At 61.2% G+C, this 24,334-nt stretch carries 19 protein-coding genes; 10 read left to right on the top strand and 9 right to left on the bottom strand.

The features are described from left to right. The first annotated feature begins 87 nt into the window (after nucleotides 1-87). From ppsA to CAF90_RS26700, 8 genes are all read left to right on the top strand, one after another. Nucleotides 88-2,463, top strand: coding sequence for a phosphoenolpyruvate synthase (gene ppsA / locus CAF90_RS26735; RefSeq protein WP_085609043.1), 2,376 nt, complete (start codon nucleotides 88-90; stop codon nucleotides 2,461-2,463). 98 nt (nucleotides 2,464-2,561) lie between these two features. Continuing rightward, nucleotides 2,562-3,551 (top strand): alpha/beta fold hydrolase, encoded by a 990-nt coding sequence (locus CAF90_RS26730; RefSeq protein ID WP_085609042.1) that lies wholly within the window; start codon nucleotides 2,562-2,564, stop codon nucleotides 3,549-3,551. Nucleotides 3,552-3,777: 226 nt separating this feature from the next. Further along, entirely contained in the window at nucleotides 3,778-4,269 is a 492-nt protein-coding gene (rraA, locus tag CAF90_RS26725) for a ribonuclease E activity regulator RraA (protein ID WP_007951984.1), read from the top strand. Nucleotides 4,270-4,293: 24 nt separating this feature from the next. Continuing rightward, a complete protein-coding gene (locus CAF90_RS26720) occupies nucleotides 4,294-5,289 on the top strand; it encodes a zinc transporter ZntB (protein ID WP_007951985.1) in 996 nt (331 codons plus the stop codon). Between the two features lie 63 nt (nucleotides 5,290-5,352). After that, nucleotides 5,353-5,601, top strand: coding sequence for a hypothetical protein (locus CAF90_RS26715; protein WP_007951986.1), 249 nt, complete (start codon nucleotides 5,353-5,355; stop codon nucleotides 5,599-5,601). Nucleotides 5,602-5,603: 2 nt separating this feature from the next. Then, nucleotides 5,604-6,428 carry a mechanosensitive ion channel domain-containing protein gene (locus CAF90_RS26710; RefSeq protein ID WP_007951987.1) on the top strand — a complete coding sequence of 275 codons (825 nt, stop codon included), beginning with the start codon at nucleotides 5,604-5,606 and terminating at the stop codon, nucleotides 6,426-6,428. A gap of 90 nt (nucleotides 6,429-6,518) precedes the next feature. Further along, a complete protein-coding gene (sigX, locus tag CAF90_RS26705; RefSeq protein WP_011333251.1) occupies nucleotides 6,519-7,109 on the top strand; it encodes an RNA polymerase sigma factor SigX in 591 nt (196 codons plus the stop codon). A gap of 107 nt (nucleotides 7,110-7,216) precedes the next feature. After that, entirely contained in the window at nucleotides 7,217-8,251 is a 1,035-nt protein-coding gene (locus tag CAF90_RS26700) for an OmpA family protein (protein ID WP_007951988.1), read from the top strand. Nucleotides 8,252-8,326: 75 nt separating this feature from the next. Here CAF90_RS26700 and cobA read toward each other — a convergent pair whose 3' ends face one another. The 8 genes from cobA to CAF90_RS26655 all read right to left on the bottom strand — a co-directional run bounded on the left by cobA (nucleotide 8,327) and on the right by CAF90_RS26655 (nucleotide 19,931). Next, the gene (gene cobA / locus CAF90_RS26695) at nucleotides 8,327-9,079 is read right to left on the bottom strand and encodes a uroporphyrinogen-III C-methyltransferase (RefSeq protein WP_085609041.1); all 753 of its coding nucleotides are present in this window, start codon (nucleotides 9,077-9,079) and stop codon (nucleotides 8,327-8,329) included. A gap of 13 nt (nucleotides 9,080-9,092) precedes the next feature. Further along, on the bottom strand, nucleotides 9,093-11,807 hold the full coding sequence (locus CAF90_RS26690; RefSeq protein WP_085609040.1) for a nitrate reductase: 2,715 nt from the start codon (nucleotides 11,805-11,807) through the stop codon (nucleotides 9,093-9,095). After that, entirely contained in the window at nucleotides 11,807-12,124 is a 318-nt protein-coding gene (nirD, locus tag CAF90_RS26685) for a nitrite reductase small subunit NirD (RefSeq protein WP_007951992.1), read from the bottom strand. Before nirD ends, CAF90_RS26690 begins: the two co-directional genes overlap by 1 nt. After that, entirely contained in the window at nucleotides 12,121-14,574 is a 2,454-nt protein-coding gene (nirB, locus tag CAF90_RS26680; RefSeq protein ID WP_085609060.1) for a nitrite reductase large subunit NirB, read from the bottom strand. Before nirB ends, nirD begins: the two co-directional genes overlap by 4 nt. Nucleotides 14,575-14,883: 309 nt before the next feature. Next, nucleotides 14,884-16,554 carry a bifunctional protein-serine/threonine kinase/phosphatase gene (locus CAF90_RS26675; protein ID WP_085609039.1) on the bottom strand — a complete coding sequence of 557 codons (1,671 nt, stop codon included), beginning with the start codon at nucleotides 16,552-16,554 and terminating at the stop codon, nucleotides 14,884-14,886. 7 nt (nucleotides 16,555-16,561) lie between these two features. Next, entirely contained in the window at nucleotides 16,562-17,773 is a 1,212-nt protein-coding gene (locus tag CAF90_RS26670; RefSeq protein WP_007952035.1) for a NarK/NasA family nitrate transporter, read from the bottom strand. A gap of 355 nt (nucleotides 17,774-18,128) precedes the next feature. Next, the gene (locus CAF90_RS26660) at nucleotides 18,129-18,704 is read right to left on the bottom strand and encodes an ANTAR domain-containing response regulator (RefSeq protein WP_007916390.1); all 576 of its coding nucleotides are present in this window, start codon (nucleotides 18,702-18,704) and stop codon (nucleotides 18,129-18,131) included. A gap of 15 nt (nucleotides 18,705-18,719) precedes the next feature. Next, nucleotides 18,720-19,931: a CmpA/NrtA family ABC transporter substrate-binding protein gene (locus CAF90_RS26655; RefSeq protein ID WP_085609037.1), complete on the bottom strand. Its 1,212-nt coding sequence runs from the start codon at nucleotides 19,929-19,931 to the stop codon at nucleotides 18,720-18,722. A 222-nt stretch (nucleotides 19,932-20,153) separates the two neighbouring features. Here CAF90_RS26655 and CAF90_RS26650 point away from each other — a divergent pair, with 222 nt between their 5' ends. Then, complete coding sequence (locus tag CAF90_RS26650; RefSeq protein ID WP_085609036.1) at nucleotides 20,154-21,173, top strand: quinone-dependent dihydroorotate dehydrogenase; 1,020 nt, start codon at nucleotides 20,154-20,156, stop codon at nucleotides 21,171-21,173. A gap of 138 nt (nucleotides 21,174-21,311) precedes the next feature. Here CAF90_RS26650 and rmf read toward each other — a convergent pair whose 3' ends face one another. After that, complete coding sequence (rmf, locus tag CAF90_RS26645; protein WP_003223300.1) at nucleotides 21,312-21,527, bottom strand: ribosome modulation factor; 216 nt, start codon at nucleotides 21,525-21,527, stop codon at nucleotides 21,312-21,314. Between the two features lie 530 nt (nucleotides 21,528-22,057). Between rmf and rlmKL the strand changes: the two genes are divergently transcribed. Then, nucleotides 22,058-24,328 carry a bifunctional 23S rRNA (guanine(2069)-N(7))-methyltransferase RlmK/23S rRNA (guanine(2445)-N(2))-methyltransferase RlmL gene (gene rlmKL / locus CAF90_RS26640; protein ID WP_085609035.1) on the top strand — a complete coding sequence of 757 codons (2,271 nt, stop codon included), beginning with the start codon at nucleotides 22,058-22,060 and terminating at the stop codon, nucleotides 24,326-24,328. Nucleotides 24,329-24,334: the final 6 nt, after the last annotated feature.

Genomic DNA, 24,334 nt, shown 5'->3' with positions numbered 1-24,334 from the left:
TTCCAGGTCCAGGCCATACAGCCGGCCAACGCTCCCCCGAGCCGCCGGTTTCTGAGCTTTTCCAACACAGTTAGTGGAGAGATCACCTTGGTAGAGTACGTAGTTTCCCTCGATAAGCTCGGCAAACACGATGTTGAGCATGTGGGGGGCAAGAACGCATCCCTGGGCGAGATGATCAGTAACCTGGCCGGTGCCGGTGTTTCGGTCCCCGGCGGCTTCGCCACCACGGCGCAAGCCTATCGCGACTTCCTGGAACTGAGCGGTCTGAACGATCAGATCCACAAGGCCCTCGATGCGCTGGACGTCGATGACGTCAATGCCCTGGCCAAGACCGGTGCCCAGATCCGCCAATGGATCATGGAAGCCGAATTCCCTGAAAAACTGAACACCGAGATCCGCACCGCGTTCGCCGCGCTGTCGGCCGGTAATCCTGACGTGGCCGTGGCCGTGCGTTCCTCCGCCACCGCCGAAGACTTGCCGGACGCTTCGTTCGCCGGTCAGCAGGAAACCTTCCTGAACATCCGTGGCGTGGAAAACGTCATCCGCGCGGCCAAGGAAGTGTTCGCTTCCCTGTTCAACGACCGTGCCATTTCCTACCGCGTGCACCAGGGCTTCGACCACAAGCTGGTCGCCCTGTCGGCCGGCGTGCAGCGCATGGTGCGTTCGGAAACCGGCACCGCCGGCGTGATGTTCACCCTCGATACCGAATCCGGCTTCCGTGACGTGGTGTTCATCACCGGCGCCTACGGCCTGGGCGAAACCGTTGTACAAGGCGCGGTGAACCCGGACGAATTCTATGTCCACAAGGGCACGCTGGCAGCCGGTCGTCCGGCAATCCTGCGCCGCAACCTGGGCAGCAAGGCCATCAAGATGATCTACGGCGACGAGGCCAAGGCCGGTCGTTCCGTGAAAACCGTTGATGTCGACAAGGCCGAACGCGCGCGTTTCTGCCTGACCGACGCTGAAGTCAGCGAGCTGGCCAAGCAGGCGATGATCATCGAGAAGCACTACGGCTGCCCGATGGACATCGAGTGGGCCAAGGACGGTGACGACGGCAAGCTGTACATCGTGCAGGCCCGTCCGGAAACCGTGAAGAGCCGCACCCAGGCCAACGTCATGGAACGTTACCTGCTGAAAGAAACCGGCACCGTGCTGGTGGAAGGCCGTGCCATTGGCCAGCGCATCGGCGCCGGCAAGGTGCGGATCATCAAGGACGTGTCCGAGATGGACAAGGTCCAGCCGGGCGACGTGCTGGTCTCCGACATGACCGACCCGGACTGGGAACCGGTAATGAAGCGCGCCAGCGCCATCGTCACCAACCGTGGCGGCCGTACCTGCCACGCGGCGATCATCGCCCGTGAGCTGGGTATTCCTGCGGTCGTCGGTTGCGGCAACGCCACCCAACTGCTGAAGGATGGCCAGGGTGTGACCGTGTCCTGCGCCGAAGGCGACACCGGCTACATCTTCGAAGGCGAGCTGGGCTTCGACATCAAGAAGAACTCCGTCGACGCCATGCCGGAGCTGCCGTTCAAGATCATGATGAACGTCGGCAACCCGGACCGCGCCTTCGACTTCGCGCAGCTGCCGAACGCCGGTGTGGGCCTGGCCCGTCTGGAATTCATCATCAACCGCATGATCGGTGTTCACCCGAAAGCGCTGTTGAACTACGACGGCCTGCCGCAGGACATCAAGGAAAGCGTCGACAAGCGCATCGCCGGTTACGACGATCCGGTCGGCTTCTATGTCGAGAAACTGGTTGAAGGCATCAGCACCCTGGCCGCTGCGTTCGCACCGAAGAAGGTCATCGTGCGTCTGTCGGACTTCAAGTCCAACGAATACGCCAACCTGATCGGGGGTAAACTCTATGAGCCGGAAGAAGAAAACCCGATGCTTGGCTTCCGTGGCGCTTCGCGTTACATCAGCGAATCGTTCCGTGACTGCTTCGAACTCGAGTGCCGTGCGCTGAAGCGCGTGCGCAACGAGATGGGCCTGACCAACGTCGAAATCATGGTGCCGTTCGTCCGTACCCTCGGCGAAGCCAGCCAGGTGGTGGATCTGCTCGCCGAAAACGGCCTGGCACGTGGCGACAACGGTCTGCGCGTGATCATGATGTGCGAACTGCCATCCAACGCGATCCTGGCTGAAGAATTCCTCGAATTCTTCGACGGTTTCTCGATCGGTTCCAACGACCTGACTCAGCTGACACTGGGTCTGGACCGTGACTCCGGGATCATCGCGCACCTGTTCGACGAGCGTAATCCGGCGGTCAAGAAGCTGTTGGCCAACGCGATTGCCGCGTGCAACAAGGCCGGCAAATACATCGGCATCTGCGGTCAGGGCCCTTCGGACCACCCGGACCTGGCCAAGTGGCTGATGGAGCAGGGCATTGAAAGTGTGTCGCTGAACCCGGACACCGTGCTGGAAACCTGGTTCTTCCTTGCCGAAGGCCAGGCGGCGGAATAAGCCGTGAATGAAGCCTCGGCCCGTTGAACCGGGTCGGGGCTTTAAGATTGAAGTAGGGCGAGCTCTCCGGATGCCGCCCTTTTTTGTGCAAGAGCATTATGCAAAGCAGCAGCAACCTATTTCCTGTCGCCCTGATCAGCGCCGAACGACGCGGTGATCTGAGCGAAGACGTTTACCGTTTGAAACCGGGCAACAGCCCTGACTGGTCCGTGGAAATCGCGGTAACCCGTCTCGGCATGGCGGATGAGCCGGCGTCGCGCGGCGTGCCGGTGATCTTGCTGCACGGCAGTTTTTCCAACCGGCGCTTCTGGTTTTCGCCGAAGGGCCTTGGCCTGGGCGCGTATCTGACGCGTCTGGGCTTCGATGTGTGGATCCCGGAAATGCGCGGCCACGGTCTGTCCCAGCGCAACGAGGACTACCGCCGCAACCGCGTCGCCGACTATGCCCGTTACGATCTGCCGGCCATTGCCGCGTTCGTGCGTGAGCAGAGCGGGCAGATTCCGCACTGGATCGGCCACTCGCTGGGTGGCATCACGTTGGCGGCTGCGCTGGGCGGCGAATACCTTGGTGAGCCAGCGGTGGCCTCGGCCGCGTTTTTCGGCACCCAGGTCAGTCGCACGTACTGGCCGCTGAAGATTCCGCCGGTGGAGTGGAGCGGGCGCTTCATTCTCAAGCGTTTTGCCCAGTTGTCCGGCTCGCGGCTCAAGCGCGGCCCCGAGGACGAGCCGATCGGCCTGGCGCTGGAAAGCATGCGCTGGTACGGATTGTTCGGCCGTTTCGGCGACAAGGACAAGGATTGGTGGGCAGGCCTTGCCGATGTGCAGATACCGGTGCTGGCAGTGAGCGCGGCGGGGGATCATCAGGATCCGGCCTGGGCGTGCCAGAAGCTGTTCGAACAGATCGGTTCGGAGCACAAGCAGTTCATCAACCTGGGCCGTGAACAGGGTTTCAACGATCAGTTCGGGCATGTCGAGATGCTGGTCAGCAAGGCGGCGCAGGCTGAGGTCTGGCCGCTGGTGGCGCGTTGGCTGGCGGATCAGCACACGCCATTGCTCGGCGAGAAGCCGGATCTGGCGGCAGCGGTCTGAACGCGGCGCCCTGAAAAGGGCATTTCGTTCGAGTCGGCTTGCGGCTAAGATATGACGCATTGGACGGTTCTGGTCATATTTAGTGACTGTTTCGCTATTACGTTTCAGCTTGTGTTCAGGTTCGTTCAGCGACCATGACATGGGCTAAGGTAAACAGCGACCGCCGGAACTCGTTTCAAAAGAGTGCGACATCCTTGATCGTCTTCCTTGTTACAGGAGTTATTCGATGAACCATTACCTTACGCCTGACCTGTGCGACGCCTATCCGGAGCTGGTTCAGGTGCTGGACCCGATGTTCAGCAATTTCGGCGGCCGTGATTCGTTCGGCGGCGAGATCGTGACCATCAAGTGCTTCGAAGACAACTCGCTGGTCAAGGAGCAGGTCGAGCTCAAGGGTAATGGCAAGGTGCTGGTGGTTGATGGTGGCGGTTCCCTGCGTCGCGCGCTGCTGGGTGACATGCTCGCCGAGAAGGCCTCGAAAAACGGTTGGGAAGGGCTGGTCATCTACGGCTGCATCCGTGATGTCGACGTCATCGCCCAGACTGATCTTGGCGTACAGGCCCTGGCCAGCCACCCGATGAAGACCGACAAGCGCGGTATCGGCGACCTCAACGTGCCGGTGACCTTCGCGGGTGTCACTTTCCATCCCGGCCAGTACATCTATGCGGACAACAATGGCGTGATCATCTCGCCAAGCCCGCTGAAAATGCCTGAATAAATCGCGGTAACCACAGGGGTGAGGATGTTCGAGGAAGAAAACGCGCAATGGGGGCTGGTGCATGCCCTGGTGCTGGACGGTAAAGGCGGTGCGCGTTCGATAGCCCGGACTGATCTCGACGATCTGCAACTGCAGGCTCATGAAAGCCTGTGGTTGCACTGGGATCGCAGTCACCCGCAGACCCAGACCTGGCTGCGCAAATCCAGTGGGCTCAACGAGTTCACCTGCGATCTGCTGCTGGAAGAAAACACCCGCCCACGCCTGTTGCCGCTGCCGGATTCCGAACTGCTGCTGTTTTTGCGCGGGGTCAATCTCAACCCCGGTGCCGAGCCGGAAGACATGGTGTCGGTGCGGATTTTCGCTTCGGCCCAGCGGGTGATTTCCCTGCGCTTGCGTCCATTGCGCGCCACCGACGAGTTGCTGGTGATGCTGGGCGAGGGCAAAGGGCCGAAAACCTCGTCCGAACTGATGCTTTATCTGGCGCAATTCCTCACCAACAAGGTGCAGGATCTGGTGACTTGCCTCTCCGAAGTGGTCGATGAAGAGGAAGAAAAACTGGATGCCGACGAACGGTATACCCCCGAGCATGGCGCCATTTTGCACATCCGTCGCCGGGCTGCCGGACTGAAGCGTTTTCTGGCACCGCAGCGGGATATTTTCGGACAGCTGACGCGGATAAAACTGCCATGGTTCGTCGATGACGATGCCGACTACTGGAACGAATTGAACAACAGCCTGACCCGTTATCTCGAAGAGCTCGAATTGACCCGAGAGCGCGTGGGGCTTGTGCTGGAGGCCGAAGACCGGCGATTGAGCGTGCGCATGAATCGCACGATGTATCGCTTCGGGATCATCACCTGCATCTTTTTGCCGATGAGTTTTCTGACCGGTCTGCTGGGCATCAATGTCGGCGGCATTCCGTTCGCGAGCAGCCCTTATGGTTTCCTGATCGCCTGCCTGACGGTGCTCGCCCTAGCGTTCGGACAATGGTGGTTGTTCCGCCGTTTGCGCTGGGTATGAAGATGCGCCATGTGACCCGACCAAATTTGCCCGCGTCTTTCACAGACATCACGAGAGGTGCGTATGCACGATCCGTTTGAACAGTCTTTGCGCGACATGCTCAACGCCTCGCCGTCCAGCCGCGACGACGATGCCTGTCTGGGCCGCGTACTCAAAACCGCCAACCGCCAGGTTGGCGCCGGCGATCTGTTCAGCCTGCTGGGCCGCTGGCTGCCCGCGCTGATGATCGCTCTGAATAACGGCTCGGCCCATGTCGCGCCGGTCTCCCGTCTTCGTAAACCTACCGCTCGCACTGCTGATAAGGCTGATTGAATATGGAACTTGATCTCTGGACTCAGAGCCTCGTCACTGCAATGACTGCGTTGTGGACCAAAGTCGCTAACTTCATTCCGAACCTGTTCGGCGCACTGGTTGTGCTGCTGTTGGGTTTTGTCGTGGCCAAGCTGCTGGACACCTTGCTGTCCAAACTGCTGGCCAAACTGGGCCTCGATCGCCTGATGGGCGGCACCGGCCTGACCAAATTGATGTCCCGCGCGGGACTGCAAGTGCCGATCTCGACCCTGATCGGCAAGATCGTCTATTGGTTCGTTCTGCTGATTTTCCTGGTTTCGGCAGCAGAATCCCTTGGACTTGAGCGAGTTTCAGCTACGCTTGACATGCTCGCGCTGTATTTGCCGAAAGTGTTCGGTGCCGCGCTGGTGTTGTTGGTGGGTGTGCTGCTCGCACAACTGGCCAATGGCCTGGTTCGCGGGGCGGCAGAAGGCGTAGGCCTGGACTACGCTTCAGGACTTGGGCGAATTGCCCAGGGCCTGGTGATCATCATCAGCATTTCGGTCGCGATCAGTCAGCTGGAAGTCAAGACCGACCTGCTGAACCATGTGATCGTCATCGTATTGATTACCGTTGGTCTGGCGGTTGCGCTGGCCATGGGTTTGGGAAGCCGGGAAATTGCCGGTCAGATTCTTGCGGGAATCTATGTGCGTGAGTTGTATCAGGTTGGGCAACAAGTGCGTATTGGCGAGGTCGAAGGCCAGATCGAAGAGATCGGCACGGTTAAGACCACATTGCTGACCGATGAGGGTGAGCTAGTCTCTCTCTCCAATCGGATCCTGCTGGAGCAGCATGTGAGTAGCCGCTAACCCGGCAAACCCTGCTAATGTATGCCGCCGCAAAATGCCAGCTGTCGCTGGCTGCGGTGGACATTGACCTGACTGTCGGCACGACTTGTTTTGAATAAAGCCCAAACGCTATCCACGCGCTACGACCCCCGCGAGCTCTCTGATGAGGAGTTGGTCGCGCGCTCGCATACCGAGCTTTTTCACGTGACGCGCGCGTATGAAGAATTGATGCGGCGTTACCAGCGCACATTATTTAACGTTTGTGCGCGATATCTTGGGAACGATCGCGACGCAGACGATGTCTGTCAGGAAGTGATGTTGAAGGTGCTGTACGGCCTGAAGAACTTCGAGGGGAAATCGAAGTTCAAGACGTGGCTATATAGCATCACTTACAACGAATGCATCACGCAGTATCGGAAGGAACGGCGAAAGCGTCGCTTGATGGACGCACTGAGTCTTGACCCCCTCGAGGAAGCGTCCGAAGAAAAGGCGCCGAAACCCGAGGAGAAGGGCGGACTGGATCGCTGGCTGGTGTATGTGAACCCGATCGACCGGGAAATTCTGGTGCTACGATTTGTCGCAGAGCTGGAATTTCAGGAGATCGCAGACATCATGCACATGGGTTTGAGTGCGACAAAAATGCGTTACAAACGCGCTCTTGATAAATTGCGTGAGAAATTTGCAGGCATTGCTGAAACTTAGTTCGGCGCAAATATCTCTTACGTGTAGGCAAGTTCTGATAGACTTGCCGCCGAGTTGTCCCCCGGTTTGCGGGACTGCTTCACAATCACCAGATGGGGATTTAACGGATGAAACTGAAAAACACCTTGGGCTTGGCCATTGGTTCTTTGATTGCCGCCACTTCTTTCGGCGCTCTGGCACAAGGCCAAGGCGCAGTTGAAATCGAAGGCTTCGCAAAGAAAGAACAATTCGACAGCGCTCGTAACTTCAAGAACAACGGCAACCTGTTCGGCGGTTCGATCGGTTACTTCCTGACCGACGACGTTGAACTGCGTCTGGGCTACGACGAAGTGCACAACGTGCGTGCCGACGATGGCAAGAACGTCAAAGGCGCTAACACCGCTCTGGACGCTCTGTACCACTTCAACAACCCAGGCGACATGCTGCGTCCATACGTCTCGGCCGGTTTCTCCGACCAGAGCATCGACCAGAACGGCTCGAACGGTCGTAACCGTTCCACCTTCGCCAACCTGGGCGCTGGTGCCAAGCTGTACTTCACCGACAACTTCTACGCCCGTGCTGGCGTTGAAGCTCAGTACAACATCGACCAGGGCGACACCGAGTGGGCTCCTAGCGTCGGTATCGGTGTGAACTTCGGTGGCGGCTCCAAGCCTGCTGCTGCTCCAGTTCCAGCACCAGCTGAAGTCTGCTCCGACAGCGACAACGACGGCGTTTGCGACAACGTTGACAAGTGCCCGGACACCCCAGCCAACGTAACTGTTGACGCTGATGGCTGCCCTGCAGTTGCTGAAGTTGTTCGTGTTGAGCTGGACGTCAAGTTCGACTTCGACAAGTCGGTTGTGAAGCCAAACAGCTACGGCGACATCAAGAACCTGGCTGACTTCATGAAGCAGTACCCATCCACCACCACTACTGTTGAAGGTCACACTGACAACGTCGGTCCTGACGCTTACAACCAGAAACTGTCCGAGCGTCGTGCAAACGCCGTTAAGCAAGTTCTGACCAACCAGTACGGTGTTGAATCGTCCCGCGTTCAGTCTGTTGGCTACGGCGAAACCCGCCCAGTTGCTGACAACAAAACTGACGCTGGCCGTGCTGTTAACCGTCGCGTAGAAGCGCAGGTTGAAGCTCAAGCTAAGTAATTAGCTGCCGCTCCGAGAAAAGCCCGGCTTAGGCCGGGCTTTTCTTTGCCTGCGATTTGGTGAAATCGGGGATTTTCAGGCCAATCGGTCGGCTGGCCAGTGAATCGAATCGACCTGGGACGCAGCCGCTGCGACGGCACCTATGACCAGAATCGCAGGGCTTTTGAGCTGGAAACCAAGGGCATCGTCTTCCATCGCTGTCAGATCACTGCGGCATTCGCGCTGCTCCGGCAACGAGGCGTTCTCGATCATCGCCACCGGCGTATCCGCCGCCATGCCGCCCGCCAGCAGTTGCTCGCGAATCTCGCCGAGCTTCGCCACCCCCATGTAAATCACCAGCGTCGTCCCGCCTTGCGCCAGCGCCCGCCAGTTCAACTGGCTATCGTCCTGGGTATGAGCCGTGACTAGCGTCACGCCTCGGGCCACGCCGCGCAACGTCAGTGGAATATCACACTGGGTCGCGCCGGCCAGTCCGGCGGTGATGCCATTGACCAATTCCACCTCGACCCCGCGCTCGCGCAACCACTGCGCTTCCTCACCCCCACGCCCGAAAATGCACGGATCGCCACCCTTGAGCCGCACCACGCATTTACCCTGACGGGCATAACGCAGCATCAGCCGATGGATGAACGCCTGGGGCGTCGAGCGGCAGCCGCCGCGTTTGCCGACCGCGATAATCCGCGCAGCAGGGCAGTGCTCAAGTACCGCCTCATTGACCAGATCGTCGATCAGCACCACCTCGGCCTCGCGCAAGGCACGCGCCGCTTTGAGCGTCAGCAATTCAGGATCACCGGGGCCCGCGCCCACCAGCCAGACTTTCGCGTTCATGGTGTTTTCCTCTTCAGATGACGGCAACCGGACGCACTTCGGCGGCCAGCAAACGCTTGATTTCCGGGACGCAGGAACCGCATTGCGTGCCGCACCCCAACTTGTTTTTCAAACCCTGTAGATCAAGACCTTCACGAATACCGGCGCAAACCGCGCTGTGGCCGACGTTCTTGCAGTTGCACAGGGTTTTGTCCGCCACAACCTGCGCACCTGCATTGCCCGGCGGCGCACTCATCGGTGCCAGCAGCCAGCGCCGCAGTTGTTCGTCGGCACGACCCTCCAGCCACAGGCCTTGCAACCAGTGTTGGGCAAGGGTTTCACCGGCCAGACGGATCGCGGTGATTCGTCCGTTTTCAATCCGTACCCGTTTGCCGATGGCGCGGCGAGGATCGTCATAAGCCAGCACCGGCCCGTCGATCAGGGCCAGGCACTGGTCGATTTCACGCAGCAATTGCGGCTCCGGCGCCACGGCGCTGGCTGCGCGTATCAGCAGCGCAGGCCGTTCACGTCCGACAAGGCTGAGACTTGCGTAGGAAAACGCCTCACAGAGCGGTCGAAGCGCCTCGAAATGCCGTTGAACATCGCCCTCGATCAGTGCGAACAGTTGCCATGGCAAATCCACCGGTTCTAGCCGCACACCGCTGTGCTTGAGTTCCGGCTGTTTCGACAAAGGATCGAAGGCGGGCAGGGTCAGGCTGTTCACGCCGCCCTTGAGGAAACGATCGCCCCAGTGCATCGGCAGGAACGCCTGGCCCGGACGCACGCTGTCATCGCTGGCGACCGCCACGATCACTGCGCCTCGACGACTTTTCAGATTCACCAGATCCCCCGGCTGCAAGCGGTGACGCCGCAACTCGTCAGGATGCAGACTCAACACTGCTTCGCTGACATGACCGAATAACTGCGCCGCCGTGCCGGTGCGGCTCATACCGTGCCATTGATCACGCAGGCGACCGGTGATCAGGGTCAGGTGAAAACGCGCGTCGCGTTGTTCTTTGGCGGCGCGATAGGGATCGGCAACGAACTGCGCGCGCCCGTTCGGTGTAGGAAAGATTCCGTCGCCATACAGCCGGGCTGTACCTTGGCGGGCACCAGCGGGAAAGGGCCATTGTTGTGGCCCCAGTTCATCAATCAACCCATGGCTGATCCCGGACAAATCCAGATCGCGGCCACGGGTCAGTTGTTTGTACTCGTCAAACAGCTGCGCCGGTTGTTCGAACGCAAACAGCCCCGGCTGCTGCGGGCGCAGACGCTTCTCCAGGCGTTGTGCGAAATCTACGGTGATCGCCCAGTCCGGTCGTGCTTCACCCGGTGCGGCAATGGCCTGGCGGACGTGGGAAATCCGCCGTTCGGAGTTGGTTACCGAGCCTTCCTTCTCGCCCCAACTGGCCGCCGGCAGCAGCAGATCGGCAAACGCTGCGGTTTCGGTGGTGCGAAACGCCTCCTGCAACACCACGAACGGACAGGCTTCCAGCGCGGCGCGGACGGCGTTCTGGTCCGGCATCGATTGTGCGGGGTTGGTGCAGGCAATCCACAACGCCTTGATCTTGCCGTTGCGCACCTGTTCAAACAGTTCGATGGCGCTGAGACCGGTATTTTCCGGCAGCTTATCCACACCCCAATACGCCGCCACTTCAGCGCGGTGCTCTGGATTGGCGACTTCACGGTGACCGGGCAACAGATTGGAAAGGCTGCCGGTTTCGCGCCCGCCCATGGCATTCGGCTGACCGGTCAGGGAGAAAGGTCCTGCACCCGGCCGGCCGATTTGCCCGGTGGCCAGGTGCAGATTGATCAGCGCGCTGTTCTTCGCGCTGCCGGCGGTTGACTGGTTCAGGCCCATGCACCACAGCGACAGAAAACTCGGCGCGGTGCCGATCCATTCGGCGCATTGCTGCAACTGCTCGACGCTGATCCCGCACAGCTGCGAAACCATCGCCGGGGTGTAATCGCGCACCAGGCTTTTCAGCTCGGCGAGGCCTTCGGTGTGGGCCTTGATGAAGTCGCGGTCGATCCAGTCTTCCCACAACAGCAGATGCAAAATCCCATGGAACAAAGCGACATCGGTGCCCGGCAGTATCGCCAGGTGCAGGTCCGCCAGATCGCAGGTGTCGGTGCGCCGTGGATCGATAACGACGACTTTCATCTGCGGGCGGTGAGATTTGGCTTCTTCGAGACGGCGAAAAAGTACCGGATGTGCGTAGGCCATGTTACTGCCGACGATCACCACGCAATCGCTCAACTCCAGGTCTTCGTAGTTGCACGGTGGTGCGTCGGCGCCGAGGCTGCGTTTGTAACCCACCACCGCCGAAGACATGCACAGCCGCGAATTGCTGTCGATGTTATTGGTGCCGACCAGCGCCCGCGCCAGTTTGTTGAAGGCGTAGTAATCCTCGGTCAGCAACTGCCCGGAGATATAGAACGCCACGCTGTCCGGGCCGTGTTCGGCGATTGTTTCGGCGAAAACGTTGGTGGCGTGATCCAGCGCGGTGTCCCAGTCGCAGCGACTGCGCGCCAGGCCTTTGCCCAGGCGCAATTCCGGATATAACGCCCGTGCCGCCAGATCGCCGGTCAGGTGCAGGGTCGAGCCTTTGCTGCACAGTTTGCCGAAGTTGGCCGGATGCGCCGGATCGCCACTGACGCCGAGAATGCGCTCGCCGTCATGCTCGATCAGCACGCCGCAGCCGACCCCGCAATAGCAGCAGGTCGAGGCGGTCGTCTGGCGGTTCATCAGACGGCGTCCCGCAGGGCCAGTTGCACGCGGCCGTTCTCGACCCGGGCCGGGTGATGGTGGGCGCAGCCAACATCCGGTGCCTGGGCTTCGCCGGATTGCAGGTCGATCTGCCAGTTGTGCAGCGGGCAGGCGACACGTTTGCCGTAGATCAGGCCTTGGGACAATGGGCCACCCTTGTGCGGGCAGCGGTCATCGAGTGCGAAAACCTCGTCGTCGCTTGTGCGAAAGATCGCGATGTCACCTTTGGGCCCGGCGATGATCCGCGAACCGAGGGCGTTGATCTCTTCCAGGGCACAGATATCGAGCCAGTTCATGCCGGCACCTCCAGGTTTTTCACGGGGATCACGTCGAATTCTTTTTTCAGTTGCGGCTGGGCGAGGCGCTCTTTCCAAGGGTCCTGTTCGAACGACAGGGAGAATTGCAGGCGCTCGTTCAGGGCCTTGCGGCGTTCGGGATCTTCCAGCACGGCTTTCTTGATGTGCTCCATGCCGACCCGTTGCAGGTAGTGCACGGTGCGTTCGAGGTAGAAGGCTTCTTCGCGGTACAGCTGCAGGAACGCGCCGTTGTATTCGCGCACTTCCTCGGCGGTCTTGAGCTTGACGAAGAACTCGGCGACTTCGGTCTTGATCCCGCCGTTGCCACCGATGTACATCTCCCAGCCGGAATCGACGCCGATGATTCCTACGTCCTTGATCCCCGCTTCCGAGCAGTTGCGTGGGCATCCGGAGACCGCCAGCTTCACTTTGTGCGGCGACCACATGTTGAACAGGTCATGTTCGAGGTCGATGCCCAACTGGGTCGAATTCTGCGTGCCGAAGCGGCAGAACTCGCTGCCGACGCAGGTTTTCACGGTGCGGATCGATTTGCCGTAGGCGTGGCCGGATGGCATGTCGAGGTCTTTCCATACGCCGGGCAGGTCCTGTTTCTTGATCCCCAGCAAGTCGATGCGCTGGCCGCCGGTGACCTTGACCATCGGCACCTGATATTTGTCCGCGACATCGGCGATCCGCCGCAATTCCGACGGGTTGGTCACGCCGCCCCACATCCGTGGCACCACCGAATAAGTGCCGTCCTTCTGGATGTTGGCGTGGGCCCGCTCGTTGATCAGGCGCGACTGCGGATCGTCCTTGGCTTCGCCGGGCCAGGTGGAAATCAGGTAGTAGTTGAGGGCCGGGCGGCAGGTGGCGCAGCCGTTCGGGGTGCGCCAGTTGAGGTAGCTCATGGTGCCGGCGATGGTCAGCAGATGCTGTTCGCGAATCGCCTGGCGGATCTGGCCGTGGTTGAGATCGCTGCAACCGCAGATGGCTTTTTCGCTTTTCGGTTTGACGTCGGCTGCACCACCAACGGTGTTGATCAGGATCTGCTCGACCAGCCCGGCGCAGGAGCCACAGGAACTGGCGGCCTTGGTGTGTTTCTTTACCTCGTCGACGCTGAACAGCCCGTGTTCCTGAATCGCCTTGACGATGGTGCCCTTGCACACGCCGTTGCAGCCGCAAACTTCGGCGTTGTCGGCCATGCTCATGGCTTTGTCCTGGCCCTGATGTCCTACGTCGCCTAAAGCATTTTCGCCAAACATCAGATGATCGCGGATCTCGCCGATGGCGTGATTCTCACGAATCTGCCGGAAATACCAACCGCCATCTGCCGTATCGCCGTACAGACAGGCGCCGACCAGCACGTCATCCTTGATCACCAGTTTTTTGTACACCCCGCCGATCGGGTCGGAGAGGGTGATGGTCTCGGTGCCTTCGCCGCCCATGAAGTCGCCGGCGGAAAACAGGTCGATGCCGGTGACCTTCAATTTGGTCGAAGTCACCGAGCCCTGATAACGGGCGAAACCCAATTGGGCCAGGTGGTTGGCGCAGACCTTGGCCTGTTCGAACAGCGGCGCCACCAGGCCGTAGGCGATGCCACGGTGGCTGGCGCATTCGCCGATGGCATAGATGCGCGGGTCGTAGGTTTGCAGGGTGTCGTTGACCAGAATCCCGCGATTGCACGGGATGCCGGCCTTTTCCGCGAGTTCGGTATTGGGGCGGATGCCGGCGGCCATGACCACCAGATCGGCAGGGATGATGTCGCCATTCTTGAATTGCACCGAGCCGACGCGACCGTTGCCGGCGTCGTGCAGGGCGTGGGTCTGTTCGCACAGGCGAAAGTGCAGGCCACGGGACTCGAGGGCGGTATGCAGGAGCTGGCCGCTGGTCTTGTCCAGTTGCCGCTCCAGCAGCCATTCACCGAGGTGCACCACGGTGACGTGCATGCCGCGCAGCATCAGGCCGTTGGCGGCTTCGAGGCCGAGCAGGCCGCCGCCGATCACCACGGCGTGCTTGTGGGTTTTTGCGGTGTCGATCATGGCCTGGGTGTCGGCGATGTCGCGGTAACCGATCACGCCCTGCAAGGTGTTGCCGGGGATCGGCAGGATGAACGGGGTCGAGCCGGTGGCGATCAGCAGGCGATCGTATTCGGCCTCGGTGCCGTCTTCGGCGATCACCCGGCGTTTGACCCGGTCGATCTCCACCACTTTGCGGTTGAGCAGCAGTTTGATGTTGTTTTCCAGGTACCAGTCGAGGTCGTTGAGCACGATCTCTTCAAAGGTCTGTTCGCCAGCCAGTACCGGCGACAACAGGATGCGGTTGTAGTTGGTGTGCGGTTCGGCGCCGAAGACCGTGATGTCGTACAGCTCGTTGCTCAGCTTGAGCAGTTCTTCCAGGGTACGAACCCCGGCCATGCCGTTGCCGATCATCACCAGTTTGAGTTTTTTCATCAGGTTCTCCGGGAGCATCGGGCTTGCCTCTTGTGGGCAGTCAGGCCTTGCTCGACAAAAATGGCGCAAACAAAAAAGGCGTCCCGCCAGTTACCTAGCGAGGACGCCTTTGTCCTTGTCCCGTTCTCTCGGGAAGCCTGGCCTTCGTCGTTGAAGGTCGGGCTTTATGTCAGTTGAAAACGTTAATGCAGTGGTTGTGCCAAGTCGCGGCGGGCCGCGAATTCACTGGGGTAAAGCTGGAATTGGCCAGATGTTCGTTGTGGTTTTTGCACTGAATGGAAGCGGCACGCCCGTTAATGGAGCGCCGCATCAGCCATGAAACAGCAGAAACAGCAGGACCAGATTGCCCAGCAGTGCCAGTAACGCCAGTGTCCGCCAGACCTTCAGCGGCTCACGTTCCAGCAAGGGGCGAGGGCGCACACTCAGGCTGCGGCGCTCACCTTGCTCCAGAATCAGCAACCATTCCTCGGCGGTTTCATAGCGTTGCAAAGGATCGGTCGCCACACCGCGCTCCAGACACTGCGCCAGCCACTCCGGCAGATCCGGGCGATAGCGACCGGCACTCACCGGCACCCCGAAACGCGGGCGCTGGAAGGCTTCGATCTCGCCGTAGGGAAAATGCCCGGTGAGCAAAAAATACAAAGTCACGCCCACCGCATACAGATCCTGTTGTGCGCTGGGTGCTTCACCCTGAAAGGCTTCCGGCGCGATGTAGCTCGGGGTCCCTGGCAAGGTTGACGGTGCGTCCTGCGACAGACCGGGGCAATACGCCAGACCGAAATCCAGCAGACGCAACTCGCCGTCGTCCCCCAGGTGCAAATTTTCCGGTTTGATGTCGCGGTGCAGGATCTGCCGTCGATGCAACAGGCCGACAGCCCGCAGCAGGCGTTCGGCCAGATCCTGCCACTGAGCCAGTGGCAGCGGGCCGCTTTGCCCGAACAACTGAGCCAGGGTCGTCCCCGAGTATTCACGCATCACGTAGTACAAATGCTGACGCTGGCCGGCGCTATGGACTTCAGGGAAGTGCCGCCCGGCGACGCGTTTGAGAAACCATTCCTCCGCCAGCAAGGCCTGACCGGCCTGGGCATCGTCTGCCAGTTGTGCAGGCAGCGTCTTCAAAAGCCAGGTCTGGCCCTGACCATCGAGCACGCGATACAGCAATGATTGCTGGCTCTGACCGACGATCCCTTGCACCTGCCAGCCTTCGAATGCCTGACCCGGTTTCAACGGCGGGGGCAGCGGCCACTGCTGCAAATGAATCAGTGCATCGCCAAGGCTGGCCTCGCCGACAGCATCCACTCGCACCAACAGCGCGCTGGCGTTGTCCTGGCTGCCGGCCAGATGCGCGGCGTTGACCAACGTTTGCGCCGCACTGTGCAGGTCCGGTTGATCGCGCAGGATTCCGGCGATGGTGGTATCGCCGAGCGCCGCCCACACGCCATCACTGAGCAGCACGAAACATTCGCCGTCACGCAGTTCGCCATCAAGAAAGTCCAGCACCAGATGCTGATCCAGCCCCAATGCCCGCTTGAGCACATGCTGCATGCCCGGTTGGTCCCAGACGTGATCCTCGCTGATCCGCTGCAAGTTCTCGGCATGCCAGCGATAGACCCGGCAATCACCGACATGCGCCAAGGTAAACCGCCGGCCGCGCAGGACCAGCGCACTGACCGTGGTGAGCAGCGGCTGACCGCCACCGTTGGCCTGCAACCAGCGGTTTTGCGCGAGCAACAGACGATCGAGGGCCTGGGCCACGCTCCAGGTTTCCGGGGTGGCGTAGTAGTCCAGCGCCAGCGCCTGCAAGGTCGAGCGCGCGGCCAGCCCGCCATCGGCGCACTGGCTGACGCCGTCGGCGATGGCGAACAGAAAACCTTTGCTGGCCGCCAGCGCCGGGGCCGGGGTCACCAGGCGCAAAGCGTCCTGGTTTTCCGCGCGGGGGCCGGTGGCGCTGGCTTCGGCGAAGCTCAGTTGCAGAGCCATTCGGGCCTCAGACCCGGGCAGCAGTCACGGCCGCCGAACCCCAGGTGGTTCTCCAGCGACGTTTGACCCCGTGCAGGCCAAACCACGCCAGCACGCCAAGGCTGGCGAACAGCCAAAGCGCCAGTTGATAGCTGCCGGTGCTCTGTTTGATCGCGCCCATGCCGGCCGCCAGGGCAAAACCGCCGATGCCGCCGGCCATCCCAATCAGGCCAGTCATCACACCGATCTCGCGACGGAAACGTTGCGGCACCAGTTGGAACACCGCGCCGTTACCCGCGCCGAGACCGAGCATGGTGCAGACGAAAAGTGCCAGTGCCGCGTAGGAACTTGGCAGGTTGAAGCCGACCGCTGCGATACAAACTGCGGCCACCGTGTACATCGCCAAAAGCGTGCGAATCCCACCGAAACGATCAGCCAGCGCGCCGCCCAGTGGACGCATCAGGCTGCCGCCGAACACGCAGGCCGCGGTGTAATAACCGGCGGTCACCGGGCTCAGGCCGTATTGATCGTTGAAGTAACCGGGCAGGGCGCTGGCCAGGCCGATGAAGCCGCCGAAGGTCACGCTGTAGAAAAACATGAACCACCAGCTGTCACGGTCGCCCAGGGCCTTGAAGTAGTCGGCCATGGATTTGGCTTTCGGCCGCTCCGGCGCATTTTTCGCCAGCCAGGCGAACAGCACCAGCGTCAGGATCAGCGGAATCAGGGCGAAACCGAATACATTGCTCCAGCCAAACGCCGCCGCGAGTACCGGGGCGATCAGTGCCGCGAACACGGTCCCGGAGTTGCCGGCCCCGGCGATGCCCATCGCCTTGCCCTGATGCTCCGGTGGATACCACTGCGAGGCCAAGGGCAGGGCCACGGCGAACGAGGCGCCGGCCATGCCGAGGAACAGACCGAGCAGCAGGGCCTGTTCGTAACTGTGGATGCCGAGTTTCCAGGCGCCGAACAGTGCGCAGATCACGATCACCTGGCCGATCAGCCCGGCGGTCTTCGGCGACAGGCGATCGGCGAGCATGCCCATCGCAAAACGCAGTACCGCGCCGGCCAGAATCGGCGTGGCCACCACGAGACCGCGCTGCTGGGTGGTCAGGTGCAGGTCGGCGGCAATCTGCACCGCCAGCGGGCCGAGCAGGTACCAGACCATGAAGCTCAGGTCGAAATACAGGAAGGCCGCGAACAGGGTCGGGGTGTGGCCGGATTTCCAGAAGCTTTTATTCATCGCGCACCTCAGCTGTAGAGAATCTCGAGAAGGAGTCAGAACCAGCACAGTGGGGCGCCACCACGGCCGCACCACCGGCCCCGGGCTGTGGGGCCAAAACGCAAAAACGCCGCTACCCGGATCGCCGAAAGGGGCGAAGAAGGTGAGCGACGTCTTTGTCGTAGGTGGGGCAACCGCCGTTGGTTACCTGTGGGGATTGCTTAGCGAGATTTGTGCCACATCGATGTGGCTCGTTCCCATGCTCTGCGTGGGAACGCATTCGGTGACGCTCTGCGTCATGCTCTGAAGCGGACGCGGAGCGTCCATGGCTGCATTCCCACGCGGAGCGTGGGAACGATCAAGGCAGGGCAGGGCTTCAGCCAAGCAACTCGCTCATGGCAATGATCTGTTCCGCCACCTGAATCAGTTTCTGCTGGCGGCTCATGGCCTGGCGGCGCATCAGGGTGTAGGCCTCTTCTTCGTTGCAGTCCTTCATTTTCATCAACAAACCCTTGGCCAGTTCGATGCGCTTGCGCTCGGCCAGTTGCTGGTCGCGGGCCTGTAGCTGGGCGCGCAGGGCCTGGTCGCTTTCGAAGCGGGCCATGGCCACGTCGAGAATCGGCTGCAAGCGTTGTGCGTGAATGCCCTCGACGATGTAGGCACTGACCCCGGACTTGATCGCCTGACGCATTACGCCGGGATCGTGCTCGTCGGTGAACATCACGATCGGCCGCGGCTGGTCGCGGCTGACCAGCACCACTTGCTCCATCACATCGCGGCTCGGTGACTCGGTATCGATCAGGATCACGTCCGGACGCACCGTTTCGACGCGCGCCGGCAGGTCGATGGTCAGGCCCGACTCGTCGATCACCTCGAAACCGGCCTCGGTCAGCGCAGCTTTCAGGCGTCCGACTTTTTTTGCGGTGTCGTTGATCAGCAGAATGCGCAGCATGTTCGCGGTCTCCTGTCAGCGGTGGGCGAGAAGGGGCGCGCTGTCGCTCAGCGCGTGGAGCTTGAAGCTCCGGGCATAGGCGGCCGGGTCGCTGCCGTCCCAGATTTTGCCGTCGATCAACTGGCTGCTGCGTATGTCCTTGCCCCAGGCCGCGACGCCCACAGCAGTCGCCGCGTCGCGATAGATCTCCAGTTGCTGCACCTGACGGGCGACGGCGAGGTAATCCGGGTCATCGCGCAGCAAACCCCAACGGCGAAACTGAGTCATGAACCACATGCCATCCGAGAGATACGGCAGGTTCACCGCGCCATCGCCGTGAAAGCGCAGGGCGTGCGGGTCCTGCCAACGGTTGCCGAGGCCATCGTCGTAGTCGCCGAGAAAGCGTGGTTCGATGCAGGAAACCGGGGCGTCGAGGTATTCCGGGGCGCTCAGCAACTGCGCGGTGCTGCGGCGGTTTTCCGGGCTTTCTTCGATGAAACGGCTGGCTTCGAGGATCGCCATCACCAGCGCGCGGGCGGTGTTGGGGTACTGCTCGACGAAGGCGCGAGTGCAGCCGAGGACTTTTTCCGGGTGATCGGGCCAGATGGTCTGGCTGGTGGCCAGCGTGAAACCGAGATCCTGCTGCACGGCGCTGGCCGCCCACGGCTCGCCAACGCAGAGGCCATCGATGCGTCCGGCCTGCAAGTGCGCGACCATTTGCGGCGGCGGCACCACCACGCTGTCGACATCCTGCAACGGATGGATGCCCTGGCTCGCCAGCCAGTAATACAGCCACATGGCATGGGTGCCGGTCGGGAAGGTCTGGGCGAAGGTCAGTTTTGCGCGGGTTTGGTGCACATGGTGGTGCAGCGCTTCAGGACCGGTCACGCCCAGGCCTTGCAAACCGTGGGACAGGTTCAGGCTCTGACCGTTCTGATTCAGGCCCATCAGCACCGCCATGTCGGTCGGCGCGACACCACCGATGCCCAGGTGCACCGCGTAGATCAGACCGTAAAGGCTGTGGGCAGCATCGAGTTCGCCGCTGACCAGATTGTCCCGCAGGTTGGCCCAGGAACTCTGGCGCTTGAGATTCAGGGTCAACCCGTAAGGCTGAGCAAAGCCTTGAGTGGCGGCGACCACCAGCGAGGCGCAGTCGCTCAGGGCCATGAAACCGAGGTTGATCGCGCTTTTTTCCGGGGTATCGCTGCCGTTGACCCAGGCCAGCGGCCCGGCGGAGGTTTGAGTCATGAAAGCCACCCTCAAAAAAAACGTCGTCCCGGGCTTTGCCCGCGCAAAACCGAGAGACGACGCCATTGTCCTTGCCTGCACGCCACCATTGGCCTGCGGGCTGATGTCGAGGAAGGTGCAAGGCATATGCCATGCGCACGGATTTACCCGTGCGCCTCGCGCGGCGGGGCGATGCCCGGCTATAATCGCCGCCTCTTTTCGCCGCCCGAGTCATAGCCGCCCATGTACACCCTGGCCCGTCAGCTGTTGTTCAAACTTTCCCCGGAAACCTCCCACGATCTGTCGCTGGATCTGATCGGCGCGGGCGGGCGTTTGGGCCTCAACGGCTTGCTGTGCAAGGCGCCGGCGTCGCTGCCGGTGACTGTCATGGGCCTGGAGTTCCCGAACCCTGTGGGGCTGGCGGCCGGTCTGGACAAGAACGGCGCGGCCATCGACGGCTTTGCGCAACTGGGTTTCGGTTTTGTCGAAATCGGCACTGTGACCCCGCGTCCGCAGCCGGGCAACCCGAAACCACGGATTTTCCGCCTGCCGGAAGCCGAGGCGATCATCAACCGCATGGGTTTCAACAACCTCGGTGTGGATAACCTGCTGGCGCGGGTGGCGGCGGCCAAATACAAAGGCGTGCTGGGGATCAACATCGGCAAGAACTTCGACACCCCGGTCGAGCGTGCGGTGGATGACTACCTGATCTGCCTGGACAAGGTCTACGCCCACGCCAGTTACGTCACGGTCAACGTCAGCTCGCCGAACACCCCGGGCCTGCGCAGCCTGCAATTCGGCGATTCGCTCAAGCAATTGCTGGCGGATCTGGCCACGCGCCGCGCCGAACTGGCCCTGCGCCACGGCAAACATGTACCGCTGGCGATCAAGATCGCGCCGGACATGACCGACGAAGAAACTGCGCAGGTCGCTCAAGCGCTGATCGAAACCGGGATGGACGCGGTGATCGCCACCAACACCACCCTCAGCCGCGTGGGCGTCGAAGGCATGGAACACGGTGACGAGGCGGGCGGTCTGTCCGGCGCGCCGGTGCGTGAGAAGAGCACCCATACCGTGAAAGTGCTGGCGTCCGAGCTGGGCGGCAAGTTGCCGATCATCGCGGCGGGCGGTATCACCGAAGGCAAGCATGCGGCCGAGAAGATCGCTGCCGGCGCGAGCCTGGTGCAGATCTACTCCGGCTTCATCTATAAGGGCCCGGCGCTGATCCGCGAGTCCGTGGACGCGATCGCCGCCAAGCGCTGATCGGCGGACATAAAAGGCAGGCATAAAAAAGGGCTCCTCGAAGGAGCCCCTGGGCCGTAGCCCGCCGTCCGGGAAGGACGTGCATGGTGATCAGGTTGTTGCGAAATCAGATTGTCGTGTCGGAATAAGTGCCCTGTGTCAGCCGACGGCGTGAAGTTCGTTGAGTCTGTGGATTCCCGCAGTGCCGGTCATACCGTCCCAGTTGTCGCCGCGTCCTTCTCGCCAGCCGTTGATCCAGGCTTGACGTACCGACGGTAGAGTAAATGGGCAAAGCTCACGGGATTTGCCACCAACGCCATATTGATATCCGCGCAAAAATGCTCTTTCCAACGGATCACGCTTAAGTCTTCTCATAGGGTGTTTCCCTCACTTGTTGACTGTTTTTGTCGCGTCGACCTCAATTGAGGTCTGGCAGAAAAACTCTGCCGTTGGCGGCTCGCTGCCGGCGTGGCGAGCCAAGGTGTTGACGCCGTTGCGACGTCAACCTGTGTCCAGTTCTAACCAATGAGTCACATCGATGGAATGACCGTTTTGTCATAAGGACGTAACGAAAAAGATGCTATGGCCATAAGTAACCGCGTATTTATCCAGTGTTTGTTGGCCAAACCCCGGTATGATCGGCCCCGCGCTGGATGATGAGGTTAATCCTTTAGTGAGAATGACCCACGTTTGCGCTGGGGTACTATTCGACGAAGGGTTGCTTTGAGTCATTTTGTTGCTTCAACTTTTTTATCTGTCCCGGCATCTAAGCTCTTTTAACCCGAGCAGCGGGGATGGAACGGCACACCTTCGTGCCACGCGGGCGCTCTTGTAGAAAAGCGCCTGATTGAAAACCGGATCGGCAATGCGTTGCCGGTTCATTAGCCAAAGGCTCTGGAAAAACCATGTCCGACCGTTTCGAACTCTTCCTCACTTGCCCCAAAGGCCTAGAAGGCCTGCTCATCGAGGAAGCCGTCGGGCTTGGCCTTGAAGAGGCCCGCGAACACACTTCCGCCGTGCGTGGCATGGCGACCATGGAAACCGCTTATCGCCTGTGCCTCTGGTCGCGTCTGGCCAACCGGGTGCTGCTGGTGCTCAAGCGTTTCCCGATGAAAAACGCCGAGGACCTGTACCACGGCGTACTCGACGTCGACTGGCAGGATCACATGCTGGCCGACGGCACCCTGGCCGTGGAATTCAGCGGCCACGGTTCGGGCATCGACAACACCCACTTCGGCGCCCTGAAGGTCAAGGACGCCATCGTCGACAAACTGCGTACCCCGCAGGGCGACCGCCCAAGCATCGACAAGCTCAACCCGGACCTGCGCATTCACCTGCGTCTGGATCGTGGCGAAGCGATTCTGTCCCTCGACCTCTCCGGCCACAGCCTGCACCAGCGCGGTTACCGCTTGCAGCAGGGCGCTGCGCCGCTGAAGGAAAACCTGGCGGCCGCGATCCTGATCCGTTCCGGCTGGCCGCGCATTGCCGCCGAAGGTGGCGCGCTGGCTGACCCGATGTGCGGTGTCGGCACGTTCCTGGTAGAAGCTGGCATGATCGCCGCCGACATGGCGCCGAACCTGCGTCGTGAGCAGTGGGGCTTCACCGCCTGGCTCGGTCACGTACCGGCGTTGTGGAAAAAACTGCATGAAGAAGCGGTCGAGCGTGCTGCTGCCGGTCTGGCCAAGCCGCCGCTGTGGATTCGTGGTTATGAAGCCGACCCACGGCTGATCCAGCCGGGCCGCAACAACGTCGAACGCGCCGGTCTGAGCGAGTGGATCAAGATCTATCAGGGCGAAGTCGCGACCTTCGAACCGCGTCCGGACCAGAACCAGAAAGGTCTGGTCATCTGCAACCCGCCGTACGGCGAGCGTCTGGGCGATGAAGCCAGCCTGTTGTACCTCTACCAGAACCTCGGCGAGCGTCTGCGTCAGGCCTGCCTGAACTGGGAAGCCGCGGTGTTCACCGGCGCGCCGGACCTGGGCAAACGCATGGGCATCCGCAGCCACAAACAGTATTCGTTCTGGAACGGCGCGCTGCCGTGCAAGCTGCTGTTGATCAAGGTCCTGCCGGATCAGTTCGTCACCGGCGAGCGCCGCACCCCGGAGCAGCGTCAGGCCGAGCGCGAGCAAGCCGCCTACGATCAGACGCCGAACGAGCCGCAAGAGCGCAAGTTCAACAAGAACGGCAACCCGATCAAACCGACGCCGGCCCCGGCGCCCGTGATCGAGCAGCCGCGCCTGAGCGAAGGCGGGCAGATGTTTGCCAACCGCCTGCAGAAGAACCTCAAGGCGATGGGCAAGTGGGTCAAGCGCGAAGGCATCGACTGCTACCGCGTCTACGATGCGGACATGCCGGAATACGCCATGGCCATCGACCTGTACCACGACTGGGTGCACGTTCAGGAATACGCCGCGCCGAAGTCGATCGACCCGGAAAAGGCCTCGATCCGCATGTTCGATGCGCTGGCGGCCATTCCGCAGGCGCTGAACATCGATAAGAGCCGCGTGGTGGTCAAGCGCCGCGAGCGTCAGAGCGGCACCAAGCAGTACGAGCGTCAGGCGGCCCAGGGCAAGTTCAATGAAGTGACCGAGGGTGGCGTGAAGTTGCTGGTCAATCTCACCGACTACCTCGACACCGGGCTGTTCCTCGATCACCGGCCGATGCGCATGCGGATTCAGAAAGAGGCCGCCGGCAAGCGCTTCCTCAACCTGTTCTGCTACACCGCGACCGCTTCCGTCCACGCAGCCAAGGGCGGCGCGCGCAGCACCACCAGCGTCGACCTGTCGAAAACCTACCTCGACTGGGCGCGCCGCAACCTGTCGCTCAACGGTTTCTCCGACAAGAACCGTCTGGAGCAGGGCGACGTGATGGCGTGGCTGGAGAATTCCCGCGACGAATACGACCTGATCTTCATCGATCCGCCGACGTTCTCCAACTCCAAGCGCATGGAAGGCATCTTCGACGTGCAGCGTGATCAGGTGCAGTTGATCGACCTGGCCATGGCCCGTCTGGCCAGCGGTGGGGTGTTGTATTTCTCCAACAACTTCCGCAAGTTCCAGCTCGAAGACAACCTGGCCGAGCGTTACGCGGTCGAGGAAATCACCGCCAGCACCATCGACCCGGATTTCGCCCGCAACGGCAAGATCCACCGCGCCTGGAAAATCACGGCTCGTTGACACTCT

Source organism: Pseudomonas sp. B37(2017), from assembly GCF_002112885.1.
In the GTDB taxonomy this organism is placed as follows: Bacteria; Pseudomonadota; Gammaproteobacteria; order Pseudomonadales; family Pseudomonadaceae; genus Aquipseudomonas; species Aquipseudomonas paraglycinae.
This window is presented reverse-complemented; position numbering and strand designations above follow the sequence as displayed.